The organism is Halopiger thermotolerans (genome assembly GCF_054654555.1).
In genome coordinates, this window is sequence record NZ_BAAIEU010000004.1 from 1,923,307 (window position 1) to 1,949,709 (window position 26,403).

General features: G+C 67.9%; 26 protein-coding genes. 15 read left to right on the plus strand and 11 right to left on the minus strand.

The genetic code is table 11. The annotated features are described in order from the left end of the window. Positions 1 to 18: 18 nt before the first annotated feature. A complete protein-coding gene (locus ACYQ26_RS17375) occupies positions 19 to 1,215 on the minus strand; it encodes an extracellular solute-binding protein (protein WP_459810144.1) in 1,197 nt (398 codons plus the stop codon). Positions 1,216 to 1,478: 263 nt separating this feature from the next. Between ACYQ26_RS17375 and ACYQ26_RS17380 the strand changes: the two genes are divergently transcribed. After that, positions 1,479 to 2,618: an ABC transporter ATP-binding protein gene (locus ACYQ26_RS17380; protein WP_459810145.1), complete on the plus strand. Its 1,140-nt coding sequence runs from the start codon at positions 1,479 to 1,481 to the stop codon at positions 2,616 to 2,618. Positions 2,619 to 2,720: 102 nt separating this feature from the next. Here the strand turns inward: ACYQ26_RS17380 and ACYQ26_RS17385 are convergent, their stop codons facing one another. Next, the gene (locus ACYQ26_RS17385; RefSeq protein ID WP_459810146.1) at positions 2,721 to 4,826 is read right to left on the minus strand and encodes a DUF7997 domain-containing protein; all 2,106 of its coding nucleotides are present in this window, start codon (positions 4,824 to 4,826) and stop codon (positions 2,721 to 2,723) included. Between the two features lie 161 nt (positions 4,827 to 4,987). Between ACYQ26_RS17385 and ACYQ26_RS17390 the strand changes: the two genes are divergently transcribed. The 5 genes from ACYQ26_RS17390 to ACYQ26_RS17410 all read left to right on the plus strand — a co-directional run bounded on the left by ACYQ26_RS17390 (position 4,988) and on the right by ACYQ26_RS17410 (position 10,999). After that, positions 4,988 to 6,046: a TrmB family transcriptional regulator gene (locus ACYQ26_RS17390; RefSeq protein ID WP_459810147.1), complete on the plus strand. Its 1,059-nt coding sequence runs from the start codon at positions 4,988 to 4,990 to the stop codon at positions 6,044 to 6,046. Positions 6,047 to 6,196: 150 nt separating this feature from the next. Then, complete coding sequence (locus ACYQ26_RS17395) at positions 6,197 to 6,850, plus strand: bifunctional 4-hydroxy-2-oxoglutarate aldolase/2-dehydro-3-deoxy-phosphogluconate aldolase (protein ID WP_459810148.1); 654 nt, start codon at positions 6,197 to 6,199, stop codon at positions 6,848 to 6,850. A 278-nt stretch (positions 6,851 to 7,128) separates the two neighbouring features. After that, positions 7,129 to 8,199 carry a glucose 1-dehydrogenase gene (locus ACYQ26_RS17400; RefSeq protein ID WP_459810149.1) on the plus strand — a complete coding sequence of 357 codons (1,071 nt, stop codon included), beginning with the start codon at positions 7,129 to 7,131 and terminating at the stop codon, positions 8,197 to 8,199. A gap of 82 nt (positions 8,200 to 8,281) precedes the next feature. Continuing rightward, complete coding sequence (locus tag ACYQ26_RS17405) at positions 8,282 to 9,520, plus strand: mandelate racemase/muconate lactonizing enzyme family protein (RefSeq protein WP_459810150.1); 1,239 nt, start codon at positions 8,282 to 8,284, stop codon at positions 9,518 to 9,520. Between the two features lie 267 nt (positions 9,521 to 9,787). Beyond that, on the plus strand, positions 9,788 to 10,999 hold the full coding sequence (locus ACYQ26_RS17410; RefSeq protein ID WP_459810151.1) for a S1C family serine protease: 1,212 nt from the start codon (positions 9,788 to 9,790) through the stop codon (positions 10,997 to 10,999). A gap of 244 nt (positions 11,000 to 11,243) precedes the next feature. Here ACYQ26_RS17410 and ACYQ26_RS17415 read toward each other — a convergent pair whose 3' ends face one another. Beyond that, positions 11,244 to 11,450, minus strand: a complete 207-nt coding sequence (locus ACYQ26_RS17415) for a hypothetical protein (protein WP_459810152.1) — start codon at positions 11,448 to 11,450, stop codon at positions 11,244 to 11,246. Between the two features lie 171 nt (positions 11,451 to 11,621). Here ACYQ26_RS17415 and ACYQ26_RS17420 point away from each other — a divergent pair, with 171 nt between their 5' ends. Beyond that, on the plus strand, positions 11,622 to 11,801 hold the full coding sequence (locus ACYQ26_RS17420) for a protein translocase SEC61 complex subunit gamma (protein WP_459810153.1): 180 nt from the start codon (positions 11,622 to 11,624) through the stop codon (positions 11,799 to 11,801). Then, complete coding sequence (locus ACYQ26_RS17425) at positions 11,801 to 12,238, plus strand: transcription elongation factor Spt5 (protein WP_049991853.1); 438 nt, start codon at positions 11,801 to 11,803, stop codon at positions 12,236 to 12,238. Before ACYQ26_RS17420 ends, ACYQ26_RS17425 begins: the two co-directional genes overlap by 1 nt. A gap of 139 nt (positions 12,239 to 12,377) precedes the next feature. Here the strand turns inward: ACYQ26_RS17425 and ACYQ26_RS17430 are convergent, their stop codons facing one another. Continuing rightward, positions 12,378 to 12,662, minus strand: a complete 285-nt coding sequence (locus ACYQ26_RS17430; RefSeq protein ID WP_459810154.1) for a DUF7565 family protein — start codon at positions 12,660 to 12,662, stop codon at positions 12,378 to 12,380. A gap of 118 nt (positions 12,663 to 12,780) precedes the next feature. Between ACYQ26_RS17430 and ACYQ26_RS17435 the strand changes: the two genes are divergently transcribed. Continuing rightward, positions 12,781 to 13,578, plus strand: a complete 798-nt coding sequence (locus ACYQ26_RS17435; RefSeq protein WP_459810155.1) for a PHP-associated domain-containing protein — start codon at positions 12,781 to 12,783, stop codon at positions 13,576 to 13,578. Here the strand turns inward: ACYQ26_RS17435 and ACYQ26_RS17440 are convergent. Continuing rightward, on the minus strand, positions 13,572 to 13,763 hold the full coding sequence (locus ACYQ26_RS17440) for a hypothetical protein (RefSeq protein ID WP_459810156.1): 192 nt from the start codon (positions 13,761 to 13,763) through the stop codon (positions 13,572 to 13,574). The two genes, ACYQ26_RS17435 and ACYQ26_RS17440, sit on opposite strands and share 7 nt — an antisense overlap. A gap of 152 nt (positions 13,764 to 13,915) precedes the next feature. Between ACYQ26_RS17440 and ACYQ26_RS17445 the strand changes: the two genes are divergently transcribed. Next, a complete protein-coding gene (locus ACYQ26_RS17445; protein WP_459810157.1) occupies positions 13,916 to 14,122 on the plus strand; it encodes a dodecin family protein in 207 nt (68 codons plus the stop codon). A 56-nt stretch (positions 14,123 to 14,178) separates the two neighbouring features. Here the strand turns inward: ACYQ26_RS17445 and ACYQ26_RS17450 are convergent, their stop codons facing one another. Genes ACYQ26_RS17450 through ACYQ26_RS17460 form a run of 3 tightly spaced genes read right to left on the minus strand, consistent with a single transcriptional unit; the run spans position 14,179 to position 16,869 of the window. After that, complete coding sequence (locus ACYQ26_RS17450; protein WP_459810158.1) at positions 14,179 to 14,646, minus strand: DUF5615 family PIN-like protein; 468 nt, start codon at positions 14,644 to 14,646, stop codon at positions 14,179 to 14,181. A 25-nt stretch (positions 14,647 to 14,671) separates the two neighbouring features. Then, positions 14,672 to 16,423, minus strand: a complete 1,752-nt coding sequence (gene polX / locus ACYQ26_RS17455) for a DNA polymerase/3'-5' exonuclease PolX (RefSeq protein WP_459810159.1) — start codon at positions 16,421 to 16,423, stop codon at positions 14,672 to 14,674. A gap of 5 nt (positions 16,424 to 16,428) precedes the next feature. Continuing rightward, positions 16,429 to 16,869, minus strand: a complete 441-nt coding sequence (locus ACYQ26_RS17460; protein WP_459810160.1) for a DUF5788 family protein — start codon at positions 16,867 to 16,869, stop codon at positions 16,429 to 16,431. Between the two features lie 146 nt (positions 16,870 to 17,015). On the opposite strand from ACYQ26_RS17460, the gene ACYQ26_RS17465 reads away from it, so the two are divergent. The 3 genes from ACYQ26_RS17465 (at position 17,016) to ACYQ26_RS17475 (ending at position 20,085) form a co-directional block, all read left to right on the plus strand. Then, a complete protein-coding gene (locus ACYQ26_RS17465; RefSeq protein ID WP_459810161.1) occupies positions 17,016 to 17,945 on the plus strand; it encodes a rhomboid family intramembrane serine protease in 930 nt (309 codons plus the stop codon). Positions 17,946 to 18,044: 99 nt separating this feature from the next. Continuing rightward, a complete protein-coding gene (locus ACYQ26_RS17470; protein ID WP_459810162.1) occupies positions 18,045 to 18,911 on the plus strand; it encodes an endonuclease V in 867 nt (288 codons plus the stop codon). Between the two features lie 208 nt (positions 18,912 to 19,119). Then, positions 19,120 to 20,085 carry an SDR family oxidoreductase gene (locus ACYQ26_RS17475; RefSeq protein WP_459810163.1) on the plus strand — a complete coding sequence of 322 codons (966 nt, stop codon included), beginning with the start codon at positions 19,120 to 19,122 and terminating at the stop codon, positions 20,083 to 20,085. 199 nt (positions 20,086 to 20,284) lie between these two features. On the opposite strand, the gene ACYQ26_RS17480 is transcribed toward ACYQ26_RS17475, so the two are convergent. The 3 genes from ACYQ26_RS17480 to ACYQ26_RS17490 all read right to left on the minus strand — a co-directional run bounded on the left by ACYQ26_RS17480 (position 20,285) and on the right by ACYQ26_RS17490 (position 24,365). Beyond that, positions 20,285 to 20,530, minus strand: coding sequence for a winged helix-turn-helix transcriptional regulator (locus ACYQ26_RS17480; RefSeq protein ID WP_459810164.1), 246 nt, complete (start codon positions 20,528 to 20,530; stop codon positions 20,285 to 20,287). Positions 20,531 to 20,720: 190 nt separating this feature from the next. Beyond that, positions 20,721 to 22,601, minus strand: coding sequence for an SLC13 family permease (locus ACYQ26_RS17485; RefSeq protein ID WP_459810165.1), 1,881 nt, complete (start codon positions 22,599 to 22,601; stop codon positions 20,721 to 20,723). A 93-nt stretch (positions 22,602 to 22,694) separates the two neighbouring features. Continuing rightward, on the minus strand, positions 22,695 to 24,365 hold the full coding sequence (locus tag ACYQ26_RS17490; RefSeq protein WP_459810166.1) for an MATE family efflux transporter: 1,671 nt from the start codon (positions 24,363 to 24,365) through the stop codon (positions 22,695 to 22,697). A gap of 276 nt (positions 24,366 to 24,641) precedes the next feature. Between ACYQ26_RS17490 and ACYQ26_RS17495 the strand changes: the two genes are divergently transcribed. Continuing rightward, complete coding sequence (locus tag ACYQ26_RS17495) at positions 24,642 to 25,022, plus strand: tautomerase family protein (RefSeq protein ID WP_459810167.1); 381 nt, start codon at positions 24,642 to 24,644, stop codon at positions 25,020 to 25,022. A 69-nt stretch (positions 25,023 to 25,091) separates the two neighbouring features. Then, complete coding sequence (locus ACYQ26_RS17500; RefSeq protein WP_459810168.1) at positions 25,092 to 26,324, plus strand: MFS transporter; 1,233 nt, start codon at positions 25,092 to 25,094, stop codon at positions 26,322 to 26,324. Positions 26,325 to 26,403: the final 79 nt, after the last annotated feature.

The following is a 26,403-nucleotide window of genomic DNA, read 5'->3' on the forward strand; positions in this document are numbered from 1 at the left end:
GAGATAGTGCGTCGTCGCTTACTCCCAGCGACCGCGGATGTCCTCGGCGGCCGATTCCATCGATTCCGCCGGCCCGGCCTGCCCCTGGAACACCCGCTCGAGGGCTTCCTCGAACGGCGTCCAGACCTGATCCATCATCGGATGCGACGGCATGGGGACGCCCATCGCGACGGTTTCGGCAAACTGTTGGACGTCGTCGCCGAGTTCCTCGTGTTCCACGTAGTCCTGGTGGACCGGGATGGCGCCCTGATTCTGCGCGTTGCTGATGATCACGTCCTCGTTGGTCGTGTACCACTCGGCCCAGTCGATCGTCGTGCCGAGCGTCGTCTCGTCGGCGTCCGCGAGCTGGGACGTGAAGTACCACGTCTGGACGCCCGTGTAGGGGGACGGCTCGCCGCCCTCGACGCTCGGTAGCGGCGCGACCTGCGCGTCGATTCCGGACTCGCGGAAGCCCGGGAGCTCCCACGGCCCGTTGATCGCGAACGGCGCGTTCCCGTCGTTGAACACCGGCACCTGCGACTCGTAGGACGGATCGTTCGGGACGTACTCCCAGATGGCGTTTTGCACCAGCTCGAGCCCCTGGATGAATTCGTCGGCCTCGATGCCCAGTTGCTCGTTTTGCTCGTCGAAGATGAAGCCGCCGAACGCCTGCAGGTAGCCGCTCAGGAAGTACGGGTCGATCGCCGGACACGAGAGCCCGTACTGCCCGTTCTCGGGGTCGTGATGCTCCTCCATGATAGAGACCATCTCGTCGATCGTCTCGGGGGGCTGGTCGACCATCTCGGCGTTGTACATGAGCGTGACCGTCTCGGCCGCGTACGGGAGCCCGTACACTGCACCGTCCCACTGCACCGCTCGTGCGGCTGCCTCGGTGAACTCCGAACCAAGGTCGAGGCTGACGTCGTCGCTGGCGTCGTAGACGAATTCCTGGTCGTGGTAGGCGCCGATCCAGTCGTGGGCCCACGCGAACGTTTCCGGGCCGTCGCCCGCGGCGAGGGCGGTATCGAGCTGGTTTTCCATCTCTGAGACGCCCTCGGCGTTCATCTTGTCTTCACGCCCCTCGTTGAACGTCTCGAGGTGCGTCTCGAGGGCGCTCTCCTCGGCGTCGGTGAAGTCGTGCCAGAGCGTCGTTCCTCGGTCGTCGCCGCCGAGACAGCCCGCGACGGCGACCGTTGTGAGACCCCCGATCCCGGACAGCAGTTGTCTGCGTTCCATTGACATGGCGCAATCGGTGATGAATTATGTATTCATATATTTAACCATTGGGATATCGAAGTTAGACGCCGTAATACTGGAAGATAGCGGAAGAAACACCGATTTTGTTGGTGCATATACACCGCACCGGCGAGTATCACGTAAACTCGAGAACTATAATGGTTATCCGAGGACGTTCGTCAACCTGCTTCGCTACGTGTGTTGTAATATTACTTCGTAAATTGGGAAAGGATTTTATGGCCGCTCGCCGAACCCCCGAGGAAATGGCACGTGTTAGGGTGGATTCCCTCCGGAAAGAGTACGACGTCGGGACGGTCGTCGCCGTCGACGACCTGGACCTCGAAATCGAGGACGGCGAGTTCGTGACCGTGGTCGGGCCGTCGGGGTGTGGCAAGACGACGACGCTTCGCATGCTCGCGGGGCTCGAGGAGCCGACGTCGGGGCGGATCGAGATCGGGGGCGAGGACGTCACGGACGTTCACGCGAAGAATCGAGACGTCGCGATGGTGTTCCAGAACTACGCGCTGTACCCGCACAAGACGGTCTTCGAGAACATGGAGTTCGGACTCCGGATGAGCACGGCCCTCGGCGAGGAGGCGCGGCGAGAGCGCGTCGTCGAAACCGCGGAGATGATGGACATCGAGGAGTTGCTCGAGGATCGACCGGACGAACTCTCGGGCGGCCAGAAACAGCGCGTCGCGCTGGGGCGAGCGATCGTCCGGGAGCCCGACGTGTTCCTGTTCGACGAACCGCTCTCGAACCTCGACGCGAAGCTCCGGACGTCCATGCGCGCGGAGATCCAGCGGCTGCAGGACGAACTCGGCATCACGTCGGTCTACGTCACCCACGACCAGCACGAGGCGATGACCATGGGCGACCGGATCGTCATCCTCGACGACGGCGAGCTCCAGCAGCACGGCGAGCCGACCGAGGTGTACGAGAACCCCGCCAACGAGTTCGTCGCCGGCTTCATCGGGTCGCCCTCGATGAACTTCATCGACGTCGACGTCGAGCGACCCGGCGATTCGCTGCGGCTGGTCGGTCCCGAAGGCGGGTTCGCGTTCGATCTCTCGGCGTCGTTCCGCGCCGACCGCGAGGCCGACCTCGAGTCGAACCAGTATACGCTCGGCATCCGACCCGAGAAGGTCTCGATCGCCGACACGGACGCGGCCAACTCACTGACGGCGACGATCGACGTCGTCGAACCGGTCGGCTCGGACAACTACCTCCACCTCGATCTCGGCGACGAGTTCATCGCGCGCGTCGGCCCCGACGTCGACCTCGAGCCCGGCGATCGGGTGACGCTGACGTTCGACGAGGCCGACATTCACCTCTTTGACGCCGAAACCGGCCGCAACGTCCTCGCTCAGGAGCGGGCCGCACCTACGGCAACGCCGCCGTAACTCGGTTCGAGCGACGCCTCGCAGTATCGTCTGGTTTGGACCGACGCGACCGCGGAATCCGTTTTGCCGTCGTACCGAGCCGGGAAAAGAGCCCGTAACTCGTTACTCGCGAAGCGGCGCGGCCCCCTCGGCCGTCTCGCGCTCGAGCGACTCGGACCCTCGCGCCGCCGCGTCTAACGCGATCGCCGTTCGGAGCCGCAGCGCGTGGGGCCAGCCCAGCGGCGTCGCGCTGTCGGGCGTGCCGTCGTCGAAGAACTGCTCGGGCAGGTACTCGCCGTCCCCGCGCAGCGTCCCGCCGGGTTCGACGAGCGTGAGCAACGCCGTCGCCCACTCGTCGAACGCGTCGGCGGCCTCGTGGTCTCGAGCGGCCAGCAGGTCGCCGAACTCGGCGGCCGCGTGGGCGCCCCACGCGGTCGTCACCGTCCAGACCTTCGGCTCGGCTTGCTCTTTCACGCGCCACGGATCGCCCTCGAACCGCGCCAGCCCCTCGATCGGGCCGTCGGGATCGCGATACAGCCCCTCGAGGGTCGTCTCGAAATGCGAGACGAGTCGCTCGACGCGCTCGTCGTCGATCGTCGCCCCCTCGAGGGCCGCGTACTCGGTGTGGGCGGACGCGAGCGCGAACGTGCTGCCGTCGAGGCGCTCGTCCAGTTCGTCGCCGTCGAGTCGCAGCGCGTAACACTCCCGTTCGGGCACCCATAGCTGGTCGATCGCGTCGTAAACGGCCCGCGCGTTCTCGGCCGCTCGCTCCCGGTACTCGGCGGCGATCGGCGCCCGTGCGATCGCAGCGTAGGCCTCGAGGTAGGTCGCCGCGGTGTGGGCGAACCGGCCGGTCATGTTCTCCCAGGCGTTCTGGACGCGTTCGGGGAGCCCGTCGTCCGCGAGGGTCGCGTCGAGCCCGTCGAGCGCCGCGAGCAGCGCCTCGCGGACCTCGTCGTCGGCGTCGTCGACGACCCGGAGGTAGGTCGCGAGGAACGTCGCGACGCTCGCGGTCTGGTCGGCCTGGTAGTCCGTGCCCGCGGCGTCGCCCTCGAGGCGACCGTTGGCCCAGCCCGGCGCGATCTCGCCGTTGTGGGCCCAGACGCGGTGGGGCCACGTGCCGTCCTCGAGTTGCGTCTCGACGTAGAACCGTGCGCTGCGTCGGTGCCACCTCTCGAGGCCGAGGTCGGCCTCGCGGTCGGCGGCCAGCAGGAAGCCGGCGATTTCGGCGTCGTCGCGGAACCACGTGTACCCGTAGCCGCCGGAGTACCGGAAGAACGGATCGAACTCGGGGCCGGCGATCCGGGCGCCGTTCGACGCCCGAAGCAGGGACAGCGCCCGCAGGTCCTCGAGGATGCCGTCGACGCGGCCACTGTTCGGCCCGCCGATCGCCCCCGCCGCGTCGGGCAATCGCTCCCGAACTTGCGCTCGGCCCGCCTCGAGGATCGTCGCGCGGTCGGCGTGGTCGGCCGCGCCGGTCCGAACCTGCTCGAGGGCGTCTGCCCGACTGTGCTCGTCGGCGTCGGTGAGCAGCGTCGCGACCGTCGCGCTCGGCTGCCGGCCGGTCAACGCAACCTCGGCCGTCGCGATGGGACTGAGCCGGGTCTCCTCGTAGCGGCCGTCCCCGTCCGAGCGGGGGAGTTCGGTCGGCTCCCCGTCGAGCAGGTCCTCGAAGTACGGCGGCACCTGCCCGTCGATCTCGAGCGCCGTCGACGCGGTGACGTAGTCGCGTTCGCGGTCGTGGTAGAGCTCGACGGCGTCGTCGTGGCGGAGTTGTCCGGTGCGCTCGACCCGTCCCTCGGGAGCGAAGCCGAAGCAAGCACGGAGCGTCACGTCGCTGCTGTCGTCCGCGTTCGCTCCCCCGTTCCCGCCCTCGAGTTCGAAGTGCGTCAGGTGCAACGCGCCGACCGTGACGTCGTACTGGCGCAGCGTCCGGTTGCCGACGTCGTGGACCGTCTCCACGACGGCCGTGTCGTCGACGTAGCGTTGCTCGCCGCCCTCGAGCCACCGCATGCTCCCGTCGAGTTCGAGTCCGAACCGTGAGCGCTCGATCCCGACGAGCCCCGAGAGCGGATAGGAGTAGTCCCTGATCGACCCGTCGGGGGCGACGTGAACGAGTCGTTCGTCGAGTCCCGAGAACAGCCCCGTCGTCGACCGGCGTTCGCCGGGGAACCGACGGGGGTCGCCCCGCGACCGTTTGACGTCGTTCAGGGCGCTGTGAAGTGTCATCGTACGCAGCCGGTACGACCCCCTCCGATTAAAATTTGTTGTAATATGTATTCCCACTTTTCGAAACTGTCGAGAGCGCGACGAGACGACGTCGGGAAGGCGGAACCGCGACGAAGAATCTTTTTTACCGCCCCTTCCGATGCCGTAGGTACTGGGAACTCATGGACACAGACGGCCTCGCCGGACTCCTCGAGCGGTTCGGTCTCTCGGAGAAGGAAATCGACACGTACCTCGCGATTCTCGACCACGGAGAGTCGAAAGCGAGCACGATCGCGGACGCCGCCGACGTCTCCAAGCGCTACGTCTACAGCATCAGCGAGGAACTCGAGGAGCGCGGCTTCGTCGAGGTGGACGACCACGCGGTGCCGACGGTGATCCGCCCGGTCGACCCGGAGACGGTCGTCGACCGGCTCACCCGCAGCGTCGAGGAGATGGAGCCGGAACTGCGCTCGCGCTACACGACGACCGAGCGGCCGACCGAGCAGTTCGAGGTGATAAAGTCGCGACAGACCGTCCAGAAGCGCATCGAGAGCCTGCTCGCCGAGGCCGAGACGGAAGTCACGCTCTCGATCCCCGGGTCGGTGCTGCCGCAGGTCCGCGAAACGCTCGAGGAGACCGCCGAGCGGGGCGTGCTCGTCTTGCTCCTGCTCGGGACGGCCGACAGCGACGTCGACACGGCGTCGCTCGCCGGCGTCGCGAGCACGGTTCGGACCTGGGACGCGCTCGTGCCGACGATGGTGACGGTCGATCGCCAGCACGGCCTGCTCTCGCCGAGCCAACTGCTGACGACCTCGACGAGCGACACGAAGGCGATCGCGCTCTCCCAGGAGCAGCTCGTCCCCGTCCTCGCCGGCTCGTTCCTGGCGAACTACTGGCCGATCGCGGAGGAACGGTACGTGACGACGGCGGCCGACCTCCCCGCGACCTACGAGGGGTTCCGCCACGCCGTCTTCCAGATCGCGCTCCACCTGGCGACCGACACGCCGCTCGAGGTGACGGTCACCGGCTCGCCGGTCGGCGACCGCGACCTCCCGTCGACGCTGACCGGCGAGGTCGTCGACGTCCGCCAGAGTCTCGTCCGCCCCGCCACGTCGACCGTCCCGATCGAGAACGCGTTCGAGATCGACGTCGACGGCGAGCGGTACACGATCGGCGGCGCCGGCGCGTTCCTCGAGGACTTTGAGGCGGAATCGGTGACGATTCGACCGCTCGAGGAGTAGCGCGGCCGCTTTCGCTCGCACGCGCATTCCGCCCCGACCTTCTTGCGGGTGGGCGGCGAACGCCGACCCGATGAACGCGAACGCGCTGCGCCCAGCGGCCAGCAGGTCGAGTCGAACACGAACCGCCGGTTCCGGACAGGGGTGTCGCCGATGACCGACAGACGCACGGTCGAACAGCGGATCGTCGACAGCGGCGTCATCGCCGTCATGCGCGGTATCAGTACGGAGCGGATCGTCCCCGTCGCCCGCGCGCTCCACGAGGGCGGGGTCGACGCCCTCGAGATCACCGCCGACGAGCCCCACGCCCGCGACAAGATCGCCGCGGTCGACCGGGAACTGGCCGATCCGGACGTGGTCGTCGGGGCCGGCACCGTCCTCGACGCCGCGACGGCCGAGTCGGTGATCGACGCCGGTGCGACCTTCGTCGTCTCGCCCCACGTCGATCGGGAGATCATCCGGACCTGCAACCGCCACAACGTGCTCGCCTCGCCCGGCGTCATGACTCCGACGGAGGCGGTCACGGCGATGGAAACTGGCGCGGACATCCTCAAGATGTTCCCCGCGTCGACGGTCGGCCCAGGCCACATCGGCGCGCTCAAGGGCCCGCTGGGCGACGTCGAGATCATCCCGACCGGCGGCGTCTCCGCAGACAACGTCGCCGACTACTTCGAGGCCGGCGCGCTGGCCGTCGGCGCCGGCAGCGCGCTCATCGACTACGACGCGATCGCGGACGACGACATGGACGCCGTCCGGGAGCGCGCCGAATCGTTCGTCGACGCCGTCCGGGACGCCCGCAGCGAGTGAGCGCGGCCGCCGGTTCGGTTTCGTTCCGTCGCCGACCGATCGACTACGGTCCATTCGATCTCCCGATCGGTAGCTCCGGACTTCCCTCGCCGACCGTTCGCTGGCTCCGCCTCCCAACGCGAGCCGAACCGACCCTCAGGAACGATACTCATACTCTATTATCGAACCTGTGCAACCGGATTAGCGCCGCGAGCGGAGCTGATGGCACCGATATCGAGACAGAATTCTTTACTACGGACTAGGTAAATCTTTTATTCGAGGCGGGCCTTGGGAGACGTATGCAAGCGATCGCAGTCGAACCGGGGGCCGGCGAACCGACGCTCGTCGAGCGACCCCGACCCGAACCCGAGTCCGGGGAAGCGCTCGTGCGCACCCTTCGCGTCGGCGTCGACGGAACCGACCATGAAGTCATCGCGGGCCACCACGGCGACGTGCCGAACGACGATACGCAGCTCGTGCTCGGTCACGAGGCCGTCGGCGTCGTCGAAGATCCGAACGGGACCGACCTCGAGGCGGGACAGGTCGTCGTGCCGACGGTTCGCCGCCGCCCGAACGGCGTCAACAACGAGTACTTCGAGCGCGGCGAGCCCGACATGGCGCCCGACGGGGAGTACGTCGAGCGCGGTATCGTCGGCGCCCACGGCTTCATGGCCGAGTACTTCACCAGCCCCGCGGAGTACCTCGTTCCGATTCCCGCGGATCTGGCCCACCTCGGCTTCCTCGTCGAACCCATCAGCATCTCCGAGAAGGCGATCGAACACGCCGTCGCCTCCCGTTCGGCGTTCGACTGGGACCTCGAGTCGGCGATGGTGCTGGGCAACGGCTCGCTCGGGCTGCTCACGCTTGGGATGTTCGCGGATGTCCTTGACATCGACCGAACCTACTGTCTCGGACGGCGGGATCGGCCGGATCCGACGATCGACATCATCGAGGAACTCGGCGCAACGTACGTCGACTCCCGCGAGACGCCGGTCGCTGAAATCCCCGACGCCTACGAGGGGATCGACCTCGTCTACGAGGCGACCGGCTACGCGAAACACGCCTTCGAGACGGTCGACGCGCTCGCGCCAAACGGCGTCGGCGTCCTACTGGGCGTCCCTGAGCCCTGGGAGTTCGAGGTCGACGGCGGGCGACTCCACCGCGAGCTGGTCCTGCACAACAAGGCGCTGCTCGGCACCGTCAACTCCCACCGCGGCCACTTCGAATCGGCCGTCGACACCCTCTCGCAGCTGCCGACGTGGCTCACCGACGACCTCGTGACCGGCGTCTACGGCCTCGAGGAGTTCCGGCGGGCGTTCGAAACCGGCGACGACGTCATCAAGACGGCCGTCGAGTTCTCGACGCTCTGAGCGGGCCGATACGGAGTCGCCGAGCCGCCGAATCACTCACGAGATAGAAACTATTACTACTGTCGGAGTAAGGGATCCCCCCATGGGAGTCGATTACTCGCAGTTGCACGATCCGAACGCCGAGTACACGATGCGGGACCTCTCGTCGGAAACGATGGGCGTCACGCGCGACCGCGGCGGCGACCGCGACGTCGAGATCACCGACGTCCAGACGACGATGGTCGACGGCAACTTCCCGTGGACCCTCGTGCGTATCTACACGGACGCGGGCGTCGTCGGCACCGGGGAAGCCTACTGGGGCGCCGGCGTCCCCGAACTGATCGAGCGGATGAAGCCGTTCGTCATCGGCGAGAACCCGCTGGACATCGACCGCCTCTACGAGCACCTCGTCCAGAAGATGTCCGGCGAGGGCTCGATCGGCGGGGTCACCATCACCGCGATTTCCGGCATCGAGGTCGCGCTGCACGATCTGGCCGGCAAGATCCTCGATGTCCCCGCGTATCAACTGCTCGGCGGCAAGTACCGCGACGAGATGCGGGTCTACTGCGACTGCCACACCGAGGAGGAAGCCGACCCCGAGGCCTGCGCTGACGAGGCCGAGCGCGTCGTCGAGGAACTGGGCTACGACGCGCTCAAATTCGACCTCGACGTCCCCTCGGGCCACGAGAAGGACCGCGCGAACCGCCACCTGCGCGAGCCCGAGATCGAGCACAAGGCCGAAATCGTCGAGAAGGTCACCGAGCGCGTCGGCGACCGCGCCGACGTCGCGTTCGACTGCCACTGGACCTACTCCGGCGGCAGTGCGAAGCGCCTTGCCGAGCGCCTTGAGGAATACGACGTCTGGTGGCTCGAGGACCCCGTCCCGCCGGAGAACCACGACGTCCAGAAGGAGGTCACGCAGTCGACGACGACGCCGATCACCGTCGGCGAGAACGTCTACCGCAAGCACGGCCAGCGTCGCCTGCTCGAGGAGCAGGCACTGGACATCATCGCGCCGGACATGCCCAAGGTCGGCGGCATGCGCGAGACTCGCAAGATCGCCGATATGGCAGACACCTACTACGTGCCGGTCGCGATGCACAACGTCGCCTCGCCGGTCGGGACCGTCGCCAGCGCCCACGTCGGCGCGGCGATTTCGAACTCGCTGGCCGTCGAGTACCACTCCTACGAACTCGAGTGGTGGGCGGACCTGGTCGAGGAAGACGTCATCGAGGACGGCTACATCGAGATTCCCGAAGAACCCGGCCTCGGCGTCACGCTCGACCTCGAGACGGTCGAGGAGCACATGGTCGAGGGCGAGACCCTCTTTGACGAGACGTAACGTAGTGGAGCCTCGTCTGGCTCACGAATCTTCGATTCGCGGCGTTTGACGAGGCGGAAGCCGACGTCAAGCCCACAGCGCGTAGCGCTGTGTTGTTCGACGAAGCGTACCCTCGGCGGCCGCTCGAGCCGGCATCGTCGCCGGTCGGCGAGCCGTCTACTACGGCGACGGTCTCCACCCTTCGCTTTCTCTCTCCGCCGTCGCTTCGTCCGCCGTTCTCCCGCGGAACCCGTAGTACGGACGGCTGACAGTACTGGGGGCCGTTTTATGTCGCTCGTCGGGGTGGCTATGGGCGTGACTCCAGATCACGTCAGTCGACGGCGACTCCTCCGCGCTGCCGGCGTCGCTTCGCTGCTCGGCGTCGGGACCGCGGGGACGGCCGCACAGAACGAAACCGACGACTCGAGCGCGACCGCAGGGAACGAGAGCGACGGCGCACCGGACGAGCAAGAAACCGGTTCGGGCCTCGAGAGCGAGTACACGGAGGTGTACCGGAACACGATCGATTCCGTCGTGCTGGTTACCGTCTCCCTCGGGACGACTGGCGGTCGCGGCGGCGGAGGCGGGCTCGGCTCCGGGTTCGTCGTCGACGACCAGCACATCGTCACGAACAACCACGTCGTACAGGGCGCCACCGAGGGCGGTATCGAAATTCAGTTCAACAATCAGGAGTGGGCGACGGCGTCGATCGTCGGCACGGACCCGTACAGCGACATCGCCGTCCTGAGCGTCGAAGACATGCCGGATTCCGCCGAACCCCTGCCGCTCGTCGAGTCCGAACCCGCGATCGGTCAGGAGGTCCTCGCGATCGGAAACCCGCTTGGCCTCGACGCCTCGGTCACGCAGGGGATCGTCAGCGGTACGAACCGGGTCCTGCCGAGTCCCGCAGGGACCTCGATCCCGGCGACGATCCAGACCGACGCGCCGATCAACCCGGGCAACAGCGGCGGTCCGCTGGTGAACCTCGAGGGCGAAGTGCTCGGAATCGTCTTCGCCGGCGCGAGCCAGACGATCGGGTTCGCGATCTCCGCGCGCCTCGCCAACCGGGTCGTCCCTGCGCTCATCGAGCAGGGCATCTACAGGCATTCTTACATGGGCGTCGGCGTGGTCCCCGTCGGCCCGGAGATCGCCGACGCCATCGGCCTCGAGGAGGCGACCGGCGTGTTGGTGGCCGAGATCGTGGCAAACTCGCCCGCCGACGGCGTGTTGCAGGCGGCCAGTGCGGCCCAGCCGGGAACCGGCGACGTCATCGTCGCCATCGACGGCCAGGAGGTGACGACCCAGGCCCAGTTGCTCTCGTACTTGGCGCTCGAGACCTCGCCCGGCGAGACGGTCGAACTCGAGGTCGTCCGCGACGGCGAGCAACAGACCGTCGAACTGGAACTGGCCGCCCGACGGGAGTTCGATCAACAGGGACCGCCGATCGGCGGTCAGCCGGGTGGACCGCCGGGTGAACAGCCGCCGTCGCCGTTCCCCTGATCGTAGCCCACCCAGGTGCCGCCGATCCCGATCGCCGCTGACGGACCGAAGACGGGCCACTTCGCGGGCGAGTCCGGTGACGGGCTTATCGCGATTCGGCCCGACGACCTGATCGAGACGTTCGAAGTCGGCGGCGGCAGCGACATTCGTCGAGTTCTCCGAGGACGAGGCGCTCCGAGCGATCGACTAACCGGGACGTCTGCACTCCCTTCTCGGCAAAAACCAGCACCGCTTGGGGGACGACTTACGCTTCGTCTTCGTCGACGTCCTCCGCCTCTTCGAGATCCTCAAGGTCCTCGGCGTCCTCCCGCGGGGCGTTCTGCGTGCCGAGGTCGCTGTCGCCGTCGTCGACCTCGTCGGGATCGCGGTCGATGCGCTCGAGTTCGTCGTCGATTTCGGCCTCGCGTTCGGCTTCCTGTTCGGTCGCGCGGTCGACGTCGTCCTCTGCCATAGCCGGTCGTTCGCGCTCGGACGGTTTGGCCCTCGGGCCGTCGCATGCAACGTCGGCCGCCAGATCGAGCGACGACCTCGAGCAGCGCGGGCGATCGGCGTGACCGATCGAACCGATAGTCCGCAAAACACGAAAGACAGATAAAAGACGCCGCGTTGTGAACAGACAGATATGGATGTCCCCTACGACCTCACCTCGTACATCCGGGTGCTGAAGATGGCGACGACGCCCTCGACCGAGGAGTTCACGCAGGTAGCGAAAATCGCCGGTGCAGGAATCCTGTTCGTCGGCCTCGTCGGGTTCCTCATCGGCGCGATCATGCTGCTCCTCCCGGCGGGTGGTGGCGTCTAATGGGTATCTACGCAGTCAAGACGACGGCGAGTCAGGAGCGCACCGTCGCTGACATGATCATCAACCGCGAGGAGCCGGAGATCCACGCCGCCCTCGCGCCCGACTCGCTGACGTCGTACGTGATGGTCGAAGCCGACGGCGACGCGGTCCTGAACCGCGTCCTCGAGGACATTCCGCACGCGCGGAGCATCGTCCCCGGCGAGTCCGACATCTCGGAGGTCGAGCACTTCCTCTCGCCGAAGCCGGACGTCGAGGGCATCGCCGAGGGCGACATCGTCGAGCTCATCGCCGGCCCGTTCAAGGGCGAGAAGGCGCAGGTCCAGCGCATCGACGAGGGCAAGGACCAGGTGACCGTCGAACTGTACGAGGCGACGGTCCCGATTCCGGTGACGGTTCGGGGCGATCAGATCCGCGTCCTCGACTCCGACGAGCGATAACGAGTCCGCTCGCTCGACCCACGCTCTGTTCAGGGCGAGCGAAGCGAGCGGCGAAGAAAAACCGGGCGTCGGCGCAGGGCTGAAAGGGGCGCGGCCTCGAGCCCGACCTCCGGACTACCGCTTCCGTTTACGCTTGCGCTTACTGCAGTTCCGTCACGATCGATTCCAGATCCGCAGCGTTCTCGATCTCCTCGAGGAGCTCCTCCCGCTTGCGGACGTCCTCGGAGTTCGCGCCGTAGGCGCGGACGTACTCGGCGCGGCTGTGTTCGGTGAACGCGTGTCGGATCGCGAGGTAGCCGTCGGGAACGATGGTGCCACAGACCTTGCACTCGCGGCGCTCGTGGTCGCTCGCCTGGTGGACGACCGCCGACTCGACGTCCGCGAACACCTCGCCGCAGCCGCTGATTCCGCATTCCCACGCCATTTGATACGACATCGAGCGGCCGTCCTAATGGTCTTTTCGCCGCGGTCGTCGGTGGACAATATCCCGATACCCCGGCGCCGTCCGGCGTGGGCCCGCCTCGCACGCCTCGGGAATCAGAATGCATAACTCGTCCGTCTCGAAAGAGGCGGACGTGAGCGACGGCACGACGTCGGCGGTCGACTGTCACGTCAAGGTCCTCGACGAGCGCGTCGTCGAGCGAGCGAAGCGAGCCGGCCTCGACGCGATCGTCTACGCGCCTCACTTCACCCGCCTGCCGGACATCCGCGAGAAGGCGGCCGCCTACTCGAGCGACGACCTCCGCGTCATCCCCGCTCGCGAGGTGTTCACCGGCAAGTGGCACGAACGCAAGCACGTCCTCGCGCTCGGGCTCGAGGAGCCGGTGCCGGACTTCATCCCGCTCGAGGCGGCGATGGCCGAGTTCGAACGGCAGGACGCGGTCGTTCTCGCCCCACATCCCGAGTTTCTGAACGTCGGCCTCTCCGAATCGGATCTGCGGCGGTACCGAGACGTGATCGACGCCGTCGAGATTTTCAACCCGAAACACCTGCCCCACCACAACCGCCGCGCCCGCACCCTCGCCGAACGGCTCGAGTATCCGCCCTTTACGTCGTCGTACGCCCACATCTCGCGCACGGTCGGCGTCGCCCACACCGAGTTCGACGCCGCCGTCGAGAGCGAAGCCGATCTCTGTCGGGCGCTCGAGGACGACGTTTCGCGACGCGTCGTCCACAAGACCGGTCTCACGCGCTGGGCGGCGACGGCGGGCGAGCTAGCCCACCTCGGCTACGAGAACACCTGGAAGAAAGCGGACCGGTTCTTTCTTTCGGGAACCGAGCCGACGCATCCGCGACACATCGCCTACGACGGTCGGTTCGACGACGTGGCCGTCTACTGATCTGTTTCCGTTTCTGTCTCCGCCTCCGTTTCTGCCTCCTCCAGCGCGTCCGCGATCCGCTCGAGTTGCAAGCCGACGTAGCAAAGCGCCTGCGTCTGCATGATCGCGGGGTCGTCGCTCCACTCGTTTGTGATGTACGCCGCCTGTCTGCCCGCGCGGTCGAGGTGATCGGTATCGTCCGGCATCGTCCGTCGTTCACCGCCGGCGAGGGAAACGATTGTGCCTGTCGTATCGGAGATAGGTCGGCGTCAACCGTCGCTGACCGAAACCTGTCAACGACAGGCAGCATTCTCACGCAGAACCGCTACCCGCGTCGACCGCGTAGGGCCGATCGACCATGGGCGAGACAGTCAAAGTAATCGAGCTGACCGGGAACTCGAGCGAATCGTGGGAGGACGCGGCGCACAACGCCCTCGAGGACGCCGACGAGACCCTCGAGAACATCAGCGGTATCGAGGTCGTCTCGCAGACGGCCGACGTGGACGGGGGTTCGATCGAGCGGTACAAGACGACGCTGCACGTCTCGTTCGCGCTGGAACGGTAACGAGCGGGCGCGGGCCGAAATCGAACGGTCCGTCCGCGGCCACTCCTCGCTGGCGCTCACTCCTCGAGCGACTCGATTTTCGCGAGCGTCTCGGCGACCCGGTCCCAGTGGCTCCCGCGCCAGAAGTACTGGCCGCAGTCCCGACACGTCCAGACGTCGGTGTCGCCGGGATCGGGCGCGTACTTGGGCGTCGACGCCCTCGCGTCGACCGGCTCGAGCCGCCCGTTACACCGCCCGCAAAACCGCGGCTCGTCGGCCAGCGAGAGGTCGACACCCGCCCCCGCGAGTTCGGCGAGCTGCGCCTCGACGTCGCGCGACTCGAGCAGGATCGCCCCGGGCGACTCGGCGGCGCGGGTCGCGAGGTCGACGTCGCGCGTGACGACCGTCCGCTCCTCCTCGCGGGCGACCGCCAGGAGGTCGTCGTCGGCCTCGAGCCCGCGGTCGCCGGCGTAGACGGTGTCGTGGTTGCACATCCGGAGATAGGAGACGAGACCGCCGCACATGACGTCGAGGAGGAGTTGCATAGCGTTCGAGGAGACGCAGGCCGACTCAGTGCAGGAACTCCCGAAGCGCCTCGAGGTCCCAGGCGTTGATCACGTCGTCGGCCTCCGCCCAGCCGCGCCGGGCCGTGTGGACGCCCCAGCGCATGTACTCGAGGGTCGACGGCTGGTGCGCGTCCGTATTCACGGCGATCGCCGCCCCTTCCTCGACGGCGGCCTGAACGGCGCTTCCCCACAGGTCCAGCCGTCGCGGGTTGGAGTTGACCTCGAGGGCGGTGTCGTGCTCGGCGGCCGCTCGTCCCAGGGCGGTCGCGTCGAAGTCCAGTCCGGAGCGCTCGTTGAGCAGGCGGCCGCTCGGGTGGCCGAGCACGTCGATCGCGGGGTTCTCGATCGCGCGGACGAGCCGTTCCGTGGCGGTCTCGGCGTCCTGATCGAGCGCGCTGTGGGTCGAGGCGACGATGACGTCGAGCGCGTCGATGACCTCGTCGGAGAGGTCGATCTCGCCCTCGGCGTCGACGTTCGCCTCGATGCCCGCGAAGACTTCGACGTCGCTGGCGGCGTCGACCTCGCGGATCTCCTCGACCTGCTCGAGAATCTCGGTGTCCGAGAGGCCCATCCCGCCGACGATGCCGGGGCCCTCGGCGTGGTCGGCGACGGCGTAGTAGTCGTAGCCCATCGACTCGGCGCCCGCGACCATCTCCTCGATGGTGTTGTTGCCGTCGGACCACTCGGTGTGGCTGTGCAGGTCCCCGCGGACGTCCTCGCGCGTCAGCAGGTCCGGCAGGTCGCCGTTCGCGGCGGCCTCGATCTCGCCGCGGTCGGTGCGCAGCTCCGGCGGGATCCACTCGAGGCCGAGCGCCTCGTACATCCCTGCCTCGGTCTCGCTGGCGACGCGCTCGCCGACGCGCTGGCCCGCGTCCGCGTCGTCGACGTCCGAGACGTCGAAGGCGCCGTACTCGTTTAGCTTCATCCCGCGGTCGATCGCGTAGTTGCGCAGGCTGACGTTGTGGTCCTTGCTCCCGGTGAAATACTGGAGCGCGGCGCCGTACTCCGCGGGGACGACCACGCGCAGGTCGACGCGGATCTCGCCGATGCGGACGCTCGCTTTTTCGGGGCCGGACTCGATCTCGCTGTCGACCGAGTCCCACCCGAGGAAGGCGTCGATCACCGCCTCGCCGTCGTCGGTCGCGACCAGCACGTCCACGTCGCCGATCGTCTCGCGCCAGCGCCGGATCGAGCCCGCCACCTCGCAGCGCTCGACCGCCTCGACCGACTCGAGAAACTCCAGGACGTCGTCGGCCAGCGGCCGCGCCTCGCCCAGCAGCTGGCGCTGGCCGACCTCGCGGGCGAACTCGAGGTTCTCGAGGATGTTCTGCTCGGTCTTCGGGCCGAAGCCCTTGACCTCCTGGACCTCGCCGGCTTCCGCGGCCGCCTCGAGGTCGTCTAGGGTCTCGATCCCGAGTTCGCGGTAGAGTTTGCCCGCCGTCTTGGGGCCGACGCCCTCGATGCGCGTGATGTCGGCGATGTCGATCGGCAGCTCCGCGCGCAGCTCCTCGAGTTCCTCGATCTGCCCGGTCTCGACGTACTCGACGATCTTGTCCGCGATGGCCTCGCCGACGCCGTCGATGTCTTCGATGGCTTCGCGGTTGCCGTCCTCGACGTAGTCGGCGATCGGCCGCGGGTGACCGCGGATGTGCTCGGCCGCCCGGCGGTACGCGCGGGGCTTGTACTCGACGTCGTCGGCCTCGAGCAGGTCGGCGAACTCCTCGAACCGGCCGGCGATTTCGGCGTTGGTCGCCATCGGAATCAGAGCCCCCGTCGCGCGTTGTTGGCGTCCTCCTGTCCCAGCGCCTTCTTGAGGAACGACATCCAGCGCTTCTTGTCGGCGGCCTGCTGGGCCTGCTGCTCGCGCTCGAGATCCGTCGGGCCGAGGCTCTCTAGGGCGTTCAGCGCCCGATCGATCCCGATGATGCTCGCGGCGAGTTCCTCGCCCCGCTCGCGGGAGATGTCGCCCTCCTCGATTAGCTCGAGGCGCTCGTTGCGCTCCCGTCGCAGGTTTCGTTTGGCCTGCTCGACGCGTTCGCGTTCGCCGGGCGGAACCGTCTCGCGGCGCTTGATCTCGAAGACGAAGGTCCGGAGGTCGATCTCCTCCCCCTGGACCTCGATGGTGTCCGGGATGTCCGCGCCGACGGTCGCGCCCTCGCGCTCGACGCGCTCGAGCAGTTGCTTGCGCTCGTACTCTTGCACGTCCGTTCGTTGGGGGCTGACCGGCAAAAATGTGGTCACGTTTCGCGCTCGCGGCGCGCTCGACGGCGCGATGTCGGCCGCGTGCGACGCCAGCGCGCGAGACCGAACCCCAAACCCCTTAGCGACGCCGCACTTACCCCCCACCAATGGCCAAGTGCGACGTGTGTGGGAAGGACGAAAACATGCCGTACAACTGTCGGCACTGCGGCGGCACCTTCTGTGCCGATCACCGGCTCCCCGAAAATCACGACTGCACGGGGTTGCAGGACTGGAACGATCCCAGCGGCGTCTTTAACAGCGGCTTCGACGACAGCGTCGATAGCAACGCGTCGGCGTCCTCGAGCGTCCTCGATAAACTGCCGATAGACACCGGTCCCGGCGGCCCGCTGGCGTACTTCCGCGGGAACATGACCTACACGTTCCTCGCGCTGATGTGGCTCACCTTCTTCGCGCAGTTGGTCGTGAGCCTCATCGGCAACGCGCGGCTCTACGAGTCGCTGTTCCTGCTGACGTCGTGGAACGTCGAGTACGTCTGGACGTGGGTCACGTCGATCTTCGCCCACAGCACGGGGAACTTCATGCACATCGTCGGGAACAGCCTCGTGCTGTTCTTCTTCGGCCCGCTCGTCGAGCGGTACATCGGATCGCGAAACTTCGCGATCCTGTTCATCGTCAGCGGCGTCCTCGCCGGGCTCGGACAGGTCGGGATCACCCTCCTGCAGGGCGGAATGACGGCCGTCCTCGGAGCCAGCGGCGCCGCGCTCGCGATCATGGGCGTGCTGACGGTCCTCAACCCCAGCCTCAAGGTGTACCTCTACTTCATCCTCCCGGTCCCGATCTGGGTGCTCACCGCGGGCTACGCGCTCATCAGCGTCTTCTTCCTCGGCGTCGGCGGCGGCACCGCCGGCGGAATCGCGCACATGGCCCACCTGGTCGGCCTGGTGATCGGGCTGGCGTACGGCCAGTACGTCAAGGAGACGAAAGACATCAGCGCGCCGAACCAGTTCCAGCTCGGCGGCGGCGGTCCCGGCGGTCCCGGTGGCCCCGGCGGCCCGGGCGGTCGACGCCGGTTCTAACGGCTGATACCGGCCGACGTTCGACTCTGCCGACTCCGACACTACACCGCGTCGCAACCCCGTAACTGATTTTCGCGCGCCGCCAACCGTCCTCCATCGATGCGCGTATCCCGACCTGATCTCGTTCCCGACGCCGGCCTCTCGCGCGAGGAGATGGAGGCCCTCCAGCGCGAGATCGCCGCCGCCGCCGTCTTCGAGGACGATTTCGCGTTCGACCCTCGAGCCCTGACTACGCCGGATTCCGACCGCGAGGACGGCGCGCAGACGACCCTCGCGGATTCGACGGCCGGTTCCTCGAGCGACTCGAGCGATTCGACCGACGCCCCGACTGACGCCGACTCGCCGGTCGTCGTCGGCGTCGACCAATCTTTCCTGACGAACGACGACGGCGACCAGGACCGCGCGCTTTCGGCCGTCGTCGCCATGCGGGACGGCGAGGTCATCGAGCGCGCCCACGCCGTGACCGGCCTCGAGATCCCCTACATCCCCGGCCTCCTTTCGTTCCGCGAGGGGAAGCCGATCCTCGCGGCGCTCGAGGAGCTGTCGGTCGAGCCGGACCTGCTGCTGTTCGACGGCAGCGGCCGAATCCACTTCCGGCAGGCCGGCATTGCGACGCACATGGGCGTGGTGCTTGACGTGCCCAGCGTCGGCGTCGCGAAAAGTCTACTGTGCGGGACGCCCGCCGAGGAGACCGACGACCTCCCGGAGGGAACGCGCGTCCCCATCGAATCGAACTCGCGGGTCGACGCGCCCGACGGCACGCTGCTTGGCTACGCCGTCCAGACGCGCCAGTACGACTCGCCGAACCGCCACATCAACCCGCTGTACGTCAGCCCCGGCCACCGCGTCGGGCCGGAGACGGCCGCCGACATCGTCCTCGAGTGTGCCGCCTCGTACAAACTGCCCGAGCCCGTTCGGCTGGCTGACAACTACGCCGACGAGGCCAAACGAGAGCGACAGGACTAGGGGAACCAGCCCCGACGCGAGTAGCTCCGGCCGCTATCGACGCGCTGCTACGACGCATCCGATCGCCGACCGGGCGGTGCGTGACGCGTCGGCGGCCGGTGGCGCGCTCGCGGGCCGCCTCGAGTCCGCAACCGGTCCGCCCGCCGAACGGTTCGGCGAGCGAGACAAACCGTCGCTACTTAGGTGTCGTCCCACGAACGTCTCCCACATGGCCACCGCTGAGGAAGTCGAAGACGGCGATTCCGACGGCGCCGTCGAGGCGGATCGCGACACCGCGACCGGGACCGCGAGCGCAACTGACCGCGATCTGGACCGCGACGCCGAGAGCGACGACGACCGCTACACCCGCAAGAAGAGCGTCCTGATCACCGGCTGCTCGTCCGGCATCGGGCGCGCGACCGCGCGGGCGTTCCTCGAGGACGACTGGCAGGTGTTCGCCACGGCGCGCAACGTCGACGACATCGACGATCTCGAGGACGCGGGCTGTACGACCCTCGAACTCGACGTCACCGACCCCGAACAGGTTGCCCGCACCGTCGAGCGAACCGTCGATATCGCCGGCGCGATCGACTGTCTGGTCAACAACGCCGGCTACGCGCAGATGGGGCCGCTCGAGGACGTCTCGACGGCCGACCTGCACCGGCAGTTCGACGTCAACGTCTACGGTCCTCACCGACTCGTCCGCGCCGCCCTGCCGCACATGCGCGCCCAGGGCGCCGGCCGGATCATCAACGTCTCGAGCGTCGCCGGACGGGTCTCGTTCCCGGGCTCGGGCGCCTACTCGGGCTCGAAGTACGCCCTCGAGGCGATGAGCGACTCGCTGCGGGCCGAGGTCGAGGAGTTCGGGATCGACGTCGTCGTGATCGAGCCCGGGCCGGTCGAGACGGACTTCGCCGACCGCGTCGACGAGGAACTGCCCGCCGACGAGCGCACGCCGGCCTACGAGACGCTGTACGAGCTGTACGACGAGATGCAACTGGTCGGCGGCGGCAGCGGCGGTCCCTTCGCCTCACAGCCCGAGGACGTCGCGCAGGCGATCCTCGAGGCCGGCACGACGCCCGAGCCGCCGGCCCGGTATCCGGTCGGCCCGCTCGCGCAGTACGGCGTCTACGCGGAGTACCTGCCGGACTGGATCCGCGACGCGGGGTACGGACTGCTCCGAAAGCTGGTCTGACTCGCGGACGGGTAACCGCAGCACGGAGTGCACGAAGTTACTACCGGCAGCCGGCCCGACCGCACCCACAGTCCAACGTCTGTTGTAACGGTGACGCGAGCGTACGGGCGACCGCTGTCACCGCGCTCGAGCGAGAGCAGCGACTCCGAGATAGCAGTCGACGCATCCGCCGACGCGCCGCAGCGCCGCGCGCGAAGAATCAGTCAGCAGCCATCGATTCCGCTCGTCGCTGGCCCGCCTCCGCGAGGGTGTACGTGCCGGCGATTCCGCGCTTGACGTACCCCTTCCGCTGGAGGAGCCGACACTGCCGCTCGATCGTCATCGGATGCGTATCCAGCGCCGCGGCGAGCTCCGCGGCGGTCGCTTGGTTCGTCCGCTCGAGGACCTCAAGGATCGAACGGTCCCACCCCTGTGCAGTTTGATCGTTGTGATCGCGGTACGACATTACCTCTCACGCTACGTTTCGACATGACGCCTATCAAGGACCCCACTCATTCCCGGGTTTCGAGAATGGTGGAACAGGCGTTTCTAAGGGCTGAAAACGCGAGAATTCGGATAACTATAACGGTCGATCGATTTAAATAGGTCCGCGGAATAGCGATCCGATTCCGAGCGGCGGCCCGCCGGTCGCGCCCTCACCCGGACCACGCATTGACGAACTCCGTCGGCAACGTTCCGAGATCGATCCCCCAGGCCAGCGGCAGCCAGCCCAGCGCGACCAGCGTGATGAGGACGATGCCGATGACGTTGAGCCCGACGCCGACGCGGGCCATCTGGGGCAAGGTGATGTAGCCGCTGCCGAAGACGATGGCGTTGGGCGGCGTCGCGACCGGCAGCATGAACGCGAACGAGGCCGCCGTCGCGCCGGCGATCATCAGGCCGAACGGGTGGACGCCGATCCCGACCGCGACCCCGGCGAGGATCGGCATCAGCATCGCCGTCGTCGCCGTGTTCGAGGTGACCTCGGTGAGGAAGATCGTCATCGTCACGACCGCCAGCAGGATGACGACCATCGAGACCCCCTCGAGCAGTTGCAGTTGCTCGCCGATCCAGGCCGCGAGGCCCGTCTCGCCGAAGGCGTTGGCGATCGCGAGCCCGCCGCCGAACAGGAGGATCACGCCCCACGGGATGTCGACGGCGTTGGTCCAGTCCAGCAGGAAGGTCCGCTCGCCGTCGGCGGTCGTCGGCAGGGTAAAGAGCACCATCGCGCCGCCGATGGCGACGATCGTGTCGGCGTCCTCCGGCGGTGCGATGCCGAGCAGCGGGTCGAGCAGACTGCTTCCAATCCACGCGGTGGCCATCCCGACGAAGACGACGGCGACAAGCTTTTCCTGTCTGACCATCGGACCGAGCCGCTCGAGTTCGCGGTCGATCGTGTCCGCACCCGCAGGGAGTTCGCTGAACTGGGGCGAGACCGCGCGGGTGACGTAGACGTAGACGGCCACGAGGCCGACGATCGAGATCGGGACGCCGTAGAGCATCCACTCGGCGAAGCTCACGGACTGGCCGAACAGCGCGGACGCCTGACCCGCGAAGAGGACGTTCGGCGGGGTGCCGATCAGCGTCGAGACGCCGCCGACGGAGGCGCCGTAGGCGATACACAGCATCAGCGCGACGCCGAAGGAGAAGTTCCCCTCGCTCGTGTCGACGTCGAGGTCGGCCTCCTCGACCAGGTCCGCGGTCTGATAGATGACCGCCAGCGCGATCGGCGTCATCATCATCACGGTCGCGCTGTTGGAGACCCACATCGAGAGGAAGGCCGTCGCGAGCATGAACCCGAGGATGAGCCGCGAGGGCTCGGTGCCGACGGTTTTGATCGTCCGGAGCGCGATCCGCCGGTGGAGCCCCCACCGCTGCATCGCCATCGCGAGGAAGAAGCCGCCCATAAAGAGGAAGATCAGCGGATGGGCGTAGGACGGCGTCGTCTCCGCCGCCGGGAGCGCGCCGGTCAGCGGGAACATGACGATCGGCAACAGTGACGTCGCGGGGATCGGAATCGCCTCGGACATCCACCAGGCGGCGACCCAGGCGGTGACGGCCGCGACCGCCTTTCCCTCGGGCGACAATCCCGCGGGCGTCGGCGAGAGAAAGATGAGCGCGAACAGCGCCGGCCCGAGGACGAACCCGATCTGCTGGCGGCGTCCGTACGAGCCGCCGACGTCGAACGGCGATCCGCCGCCCCCGCGTCCGTCGCCGTCGCCGCCGGCCGTCGCACCGGCGTCGTCTTCCGTTCCGACCCCGGCGCGGGAGTCGGTCCGGTCGGCGTCGCCGGCGGTAGACCCCGTTCTCTCGTCGGACTGCGACCCGTGACCGCCGCCGTCGGCGGCCTCGAGGAAGGCAACTGGAGCCGGCCGCTCGGCCTCGCCCGGCGGCTGGACGTCCTGTACGTCGATATCGCGAGCGATCGCCGGCGCGTCGAGCGCGAGGTACGCTTTCGTCCGCGCGTTGAGGCGCCACAGGTACGTCCAGCAGCGCCGGGCCGCGGATCGCCACCTGCTCCGAGTAGCGGGCGTCATCCGTGCGGATCTACCAGAGACGGCTATTAAATACCAATTGAGGGAAATTGAAACGAACTCTGGGAAGCGGCGTACGGCGGCCGATCTGCGCGATCAGTCGGCCGAACTGCCCGCGACGGCGTCGACGCCCTCGTCGTCGATGTACTTCTCCTTCCAGGTGCCGCGGGCGAACCACGCGACGCCGACGAGCGCGCCGACGACGTTCCCGACGGCCATCCCGATCCAGACGCCGGTCGCGCCCCAGCCGAGGACGAACACGAGCGTGAAGACGGTACCGACGCGGCCGACCCACAGCGTGATGATCGAGACGACCATCGCGGTCTTCGTGTTGCCGGCCCCGCGGAACGCGCCGAGCATCACCTGCGAGACGCCGATGAACGCGAACTCGACCGACCGGATCCGGACGTACTCGACGCCGTAGGCGATCGTCTCCGCCGCGTCGTCGACGTTGCCGAGGAACGCGCTCACGATCGGTTCGGTGAACGCGACCGCGACGACCGCGACCAGCAGCATGATCCCGGAGCCGGTCGCCGCGGCGAGCCAGGCCGAGCGGGCGGCCCGATCGGGCCGATCGGCGCCGAGGTTCTGGCCGACCATCGTATCGATCGCCCGCCCCAGCCCCATCGCGGGCAGGAACACGATCGAGATCAGCCGGTTTCCGAGCCCGTAGGCCGAGACCACCGGCGGCGAGAACGTGACGACCATGGCCGTCAGCGAGATCATCGCCAGCGCACTCATGCTCTGCTCGACCGTGCTCGGCGTCCCGAGGCGGACGATGTCCTCGATCAGGTCGAGGTCCGGCCGCAGGTGCTCGAGGCTCGCCGTCGGGCCGAGGTCGGTCCCGAACAGCAGTCCGAGCCCGATGGCGGTACCGACGCCCCGCGCGAGGATCGTCGCGAGCGCGGCGCCCTCGATGCCGAGCCCGGCGAAGCCGGTCGTCGCGTAGAGCGTTTGCTCGAGGCCCGCCATCCCGACCCAGCCGAACAGCGGATTCCCTTGGAAGCCGAAGATGAAGAACGGGTCGAGGACGACGTTGATGAACACGGAGACGACCATGACGAGCATCGGCGTCCGCGTGTCGCCGTAGCCCCGCATCAGGGCGGAGAAGACGAAGAAGCCGAACATCAGCGGCAGCCCGAGGAAGACGATCTCCATGTAGTCCGCCGCAAGCGGGATGACGGCCGCGGCGGTCTCCTGATCGCTCGGTAGGACCTCGAGCGCCGGCCGGGTGTAGAAGTAGCCGACGACGCCGAGGACGATCGAGAGCAGGCCGACGAACGAGACGGTCTGGCCGGTCACGACGCCCGCCGAGCGCTCGCCCGATGCACCGGTGTACTGGGCGACGAGGATCGCCCCGGCGGTCGTGAAGCCGCCGGCGATGGAGATCAGCAGGAAGATCAGCGGAAAGGCGAGGCTGATCGCGCCGACGGCGTCCGTGGAGAGTCGGCCGAGGTAGAGCGTGTCGACGACGTTGTAGGTGACCTGCAGCAGCTGGATGACGACGATCGGCCAGGCGAGGTGAAAGAGCGGCCGCACGAGGCTGCCCTCGGTGATCGAGCCGCTCACGTCGCCGAGGCCGGACTCGAGGTCGGGGTCGTCGGGGCCGCGCAGGCGGTCGGATTCACCGGAACCGCCAGGGTCGCCGGGCTCGTCGGCGTCGGCATCGGCGCCGGATCCGGTCCTCGAGCCCGAACCGTCGTCCGCCGCCGAATTGGCGTCGTTCGCGGACGGGTCCGGCTCGTCGGACGGGCTCCCGGGACTCATGTATCACCGAAGACGGGGAACCGGAGCCGGCGGGGAGCATCGCCGACGCTGGCGGTTTCGGGGACGACTCGCGTTCGGAACGGACGGCGCTCGAAGCCGCGTCTACGGCCCGCTCGGGCCGCGGCTGCTCCGCTGCCGGTGGCTGAAATGGGCTCGATACTCACTGACTGTCTAGTCAGTCACTGCGGCTAAAGACTTTTCGAATCCGGAACACGTTCGGCGTCCGAACGCGCCGGTACCGGCAACGCAGAAGGCAGCGGGCCGCCAAGCCGACGTATGCCCCTCTTACAGTTCGACACGACGCTGTCGCTGTCGGCCGATCAAAAGAACGCGTTCGCCGACCGCGTGACGGACATCTACACCGCGGAGATGGCGACGACCGCGGGCCACGTGGCCGTCACGATCCGCGAGCACGACCCCGCGGCGCTGCACCTCGGGCGCGCCGTCGAGGGGCCGCTGTGCTTCCTCGACGCCGAGATCCGACGGGGGCGACCGTTCGAGCGCAAGCGCGCCTTCGCCCTCGAGACGATGGCGTACGTCGGCGATCGGTTCGGCGTCCCGGACGAGAACATGAAGGTCGTCTTCACGGAGCATCCCGGCGAGGCGATGATGGGCGTCGATCGGGTCGGCGGCGAGTGGGACGGGGAGGACGGGTAACCGACCCCGGCGCCCGCGTCCGATTGCGCCACAGTAAAGCGACTCCCCGGAAAACGTCGGCCCGACTCGATGGCTCGGTCGCACTCGCAGTCGCAATCGCAATCCCGATCGCGGTCGTACTGGCGGACGGTCTCGCTCGTCACGCTCTGGCAGGTCGCCGCGAGCGTCTGCTACTACACCGTCTTCGCCGCGACCGCGCTCTTCCGCGAGGAGTTCGGGCTCTCGCGGTTTTCGGTCGGCTTCGTCGTGACGGCGCTGACGCTCGGCTACGCGACCTTCCTGCTGCCGGTCGGCGCGCTGGTCGATCGCTACGGCGAGCGCCGCACGCTCGTGATCGGCCTACTTGGCCTCTCGAGCGGCGCCGCCCTGGTCGCCGGCGCGCCGTCGTACGGCCTCCTGCTCGCCGCCGCCTTCGTCCTCGGCTCGTTGTACGCGACGGCGATCCCGGGGACGAACAAGGCCATCTACGACAACGTCGCGGCCGGTCGCCAGAACCTCGCGATGGGAATCAAACAGGTCGGCGTCACCGCCGGCAGCGGGCTCAGTTCGCTGCTCGTGACGGGGCTGGCCGGCGTCTTCTTCTGGCAGGCCGGCTTTCTGGTCGCCGCCGGCGTCGGGCTGGTCGTCGTCGCGCTTTTCGCCGCCCTCTATCCGGGTTCGGACGACGACGGGCGGGCGGAGTACCCCGACTTCCGCGCGCTCTCCCGCAACCGCCCGTACCGGATCCTCGCCCTCGCGGGCGTTTTCCTCGGCGCCGCGCTGTTCACCACGACCGGCTACACCGTGCTGTTCGTCGCGGAGGAGATCGGCGCCTCGGTCGCGTTCGGCGGCGTCGTCCTCGCCGTGGTCCAACTGACCGGCAGCGTCGGGCGCATCGTCACGGGGTGGCTGAGCGACGCGCTCCCCGGCGAGCCGCGGGTCCGGATCGGAACGATCCTGATCGTCCAGGCGGTCGGCAGCGCCGCGCTGTTCGTCGTCGTCGCCGCCACCGAAACCGCGCTCTCGGCGACCGTCGCCTTCGGCGGGCTCGGGTTCTTCGTCCTCGGGAACACCGGCGTCTACTACTCCTGCATGGCGACGCTGGTCGCGGCCGACGAGATGGGCGGCGCGACCGCCGGCGGGCAACTGGCGCTGGTCGCCGGCTCGATCCTCGCGCCGCCCGCCTTCGGCTACCTCGCCGATACCGTCGGCTACCGGGCCTCGTGGTGGCTGCTGGCTACGGGCTGTCTCGTCGCCGCCGGCCTGCTGGCGTACGCGATCCGCCTCGAGCCGCCGATCGACGAGCCGGCGATGGTCGAGTGACGATGGCGCTCGGCGGCCGAACGGCCGCCGCCCCCGTCTCCGACCCCGCGAACGACTTTACGTCCCGTCGTGGAACGAT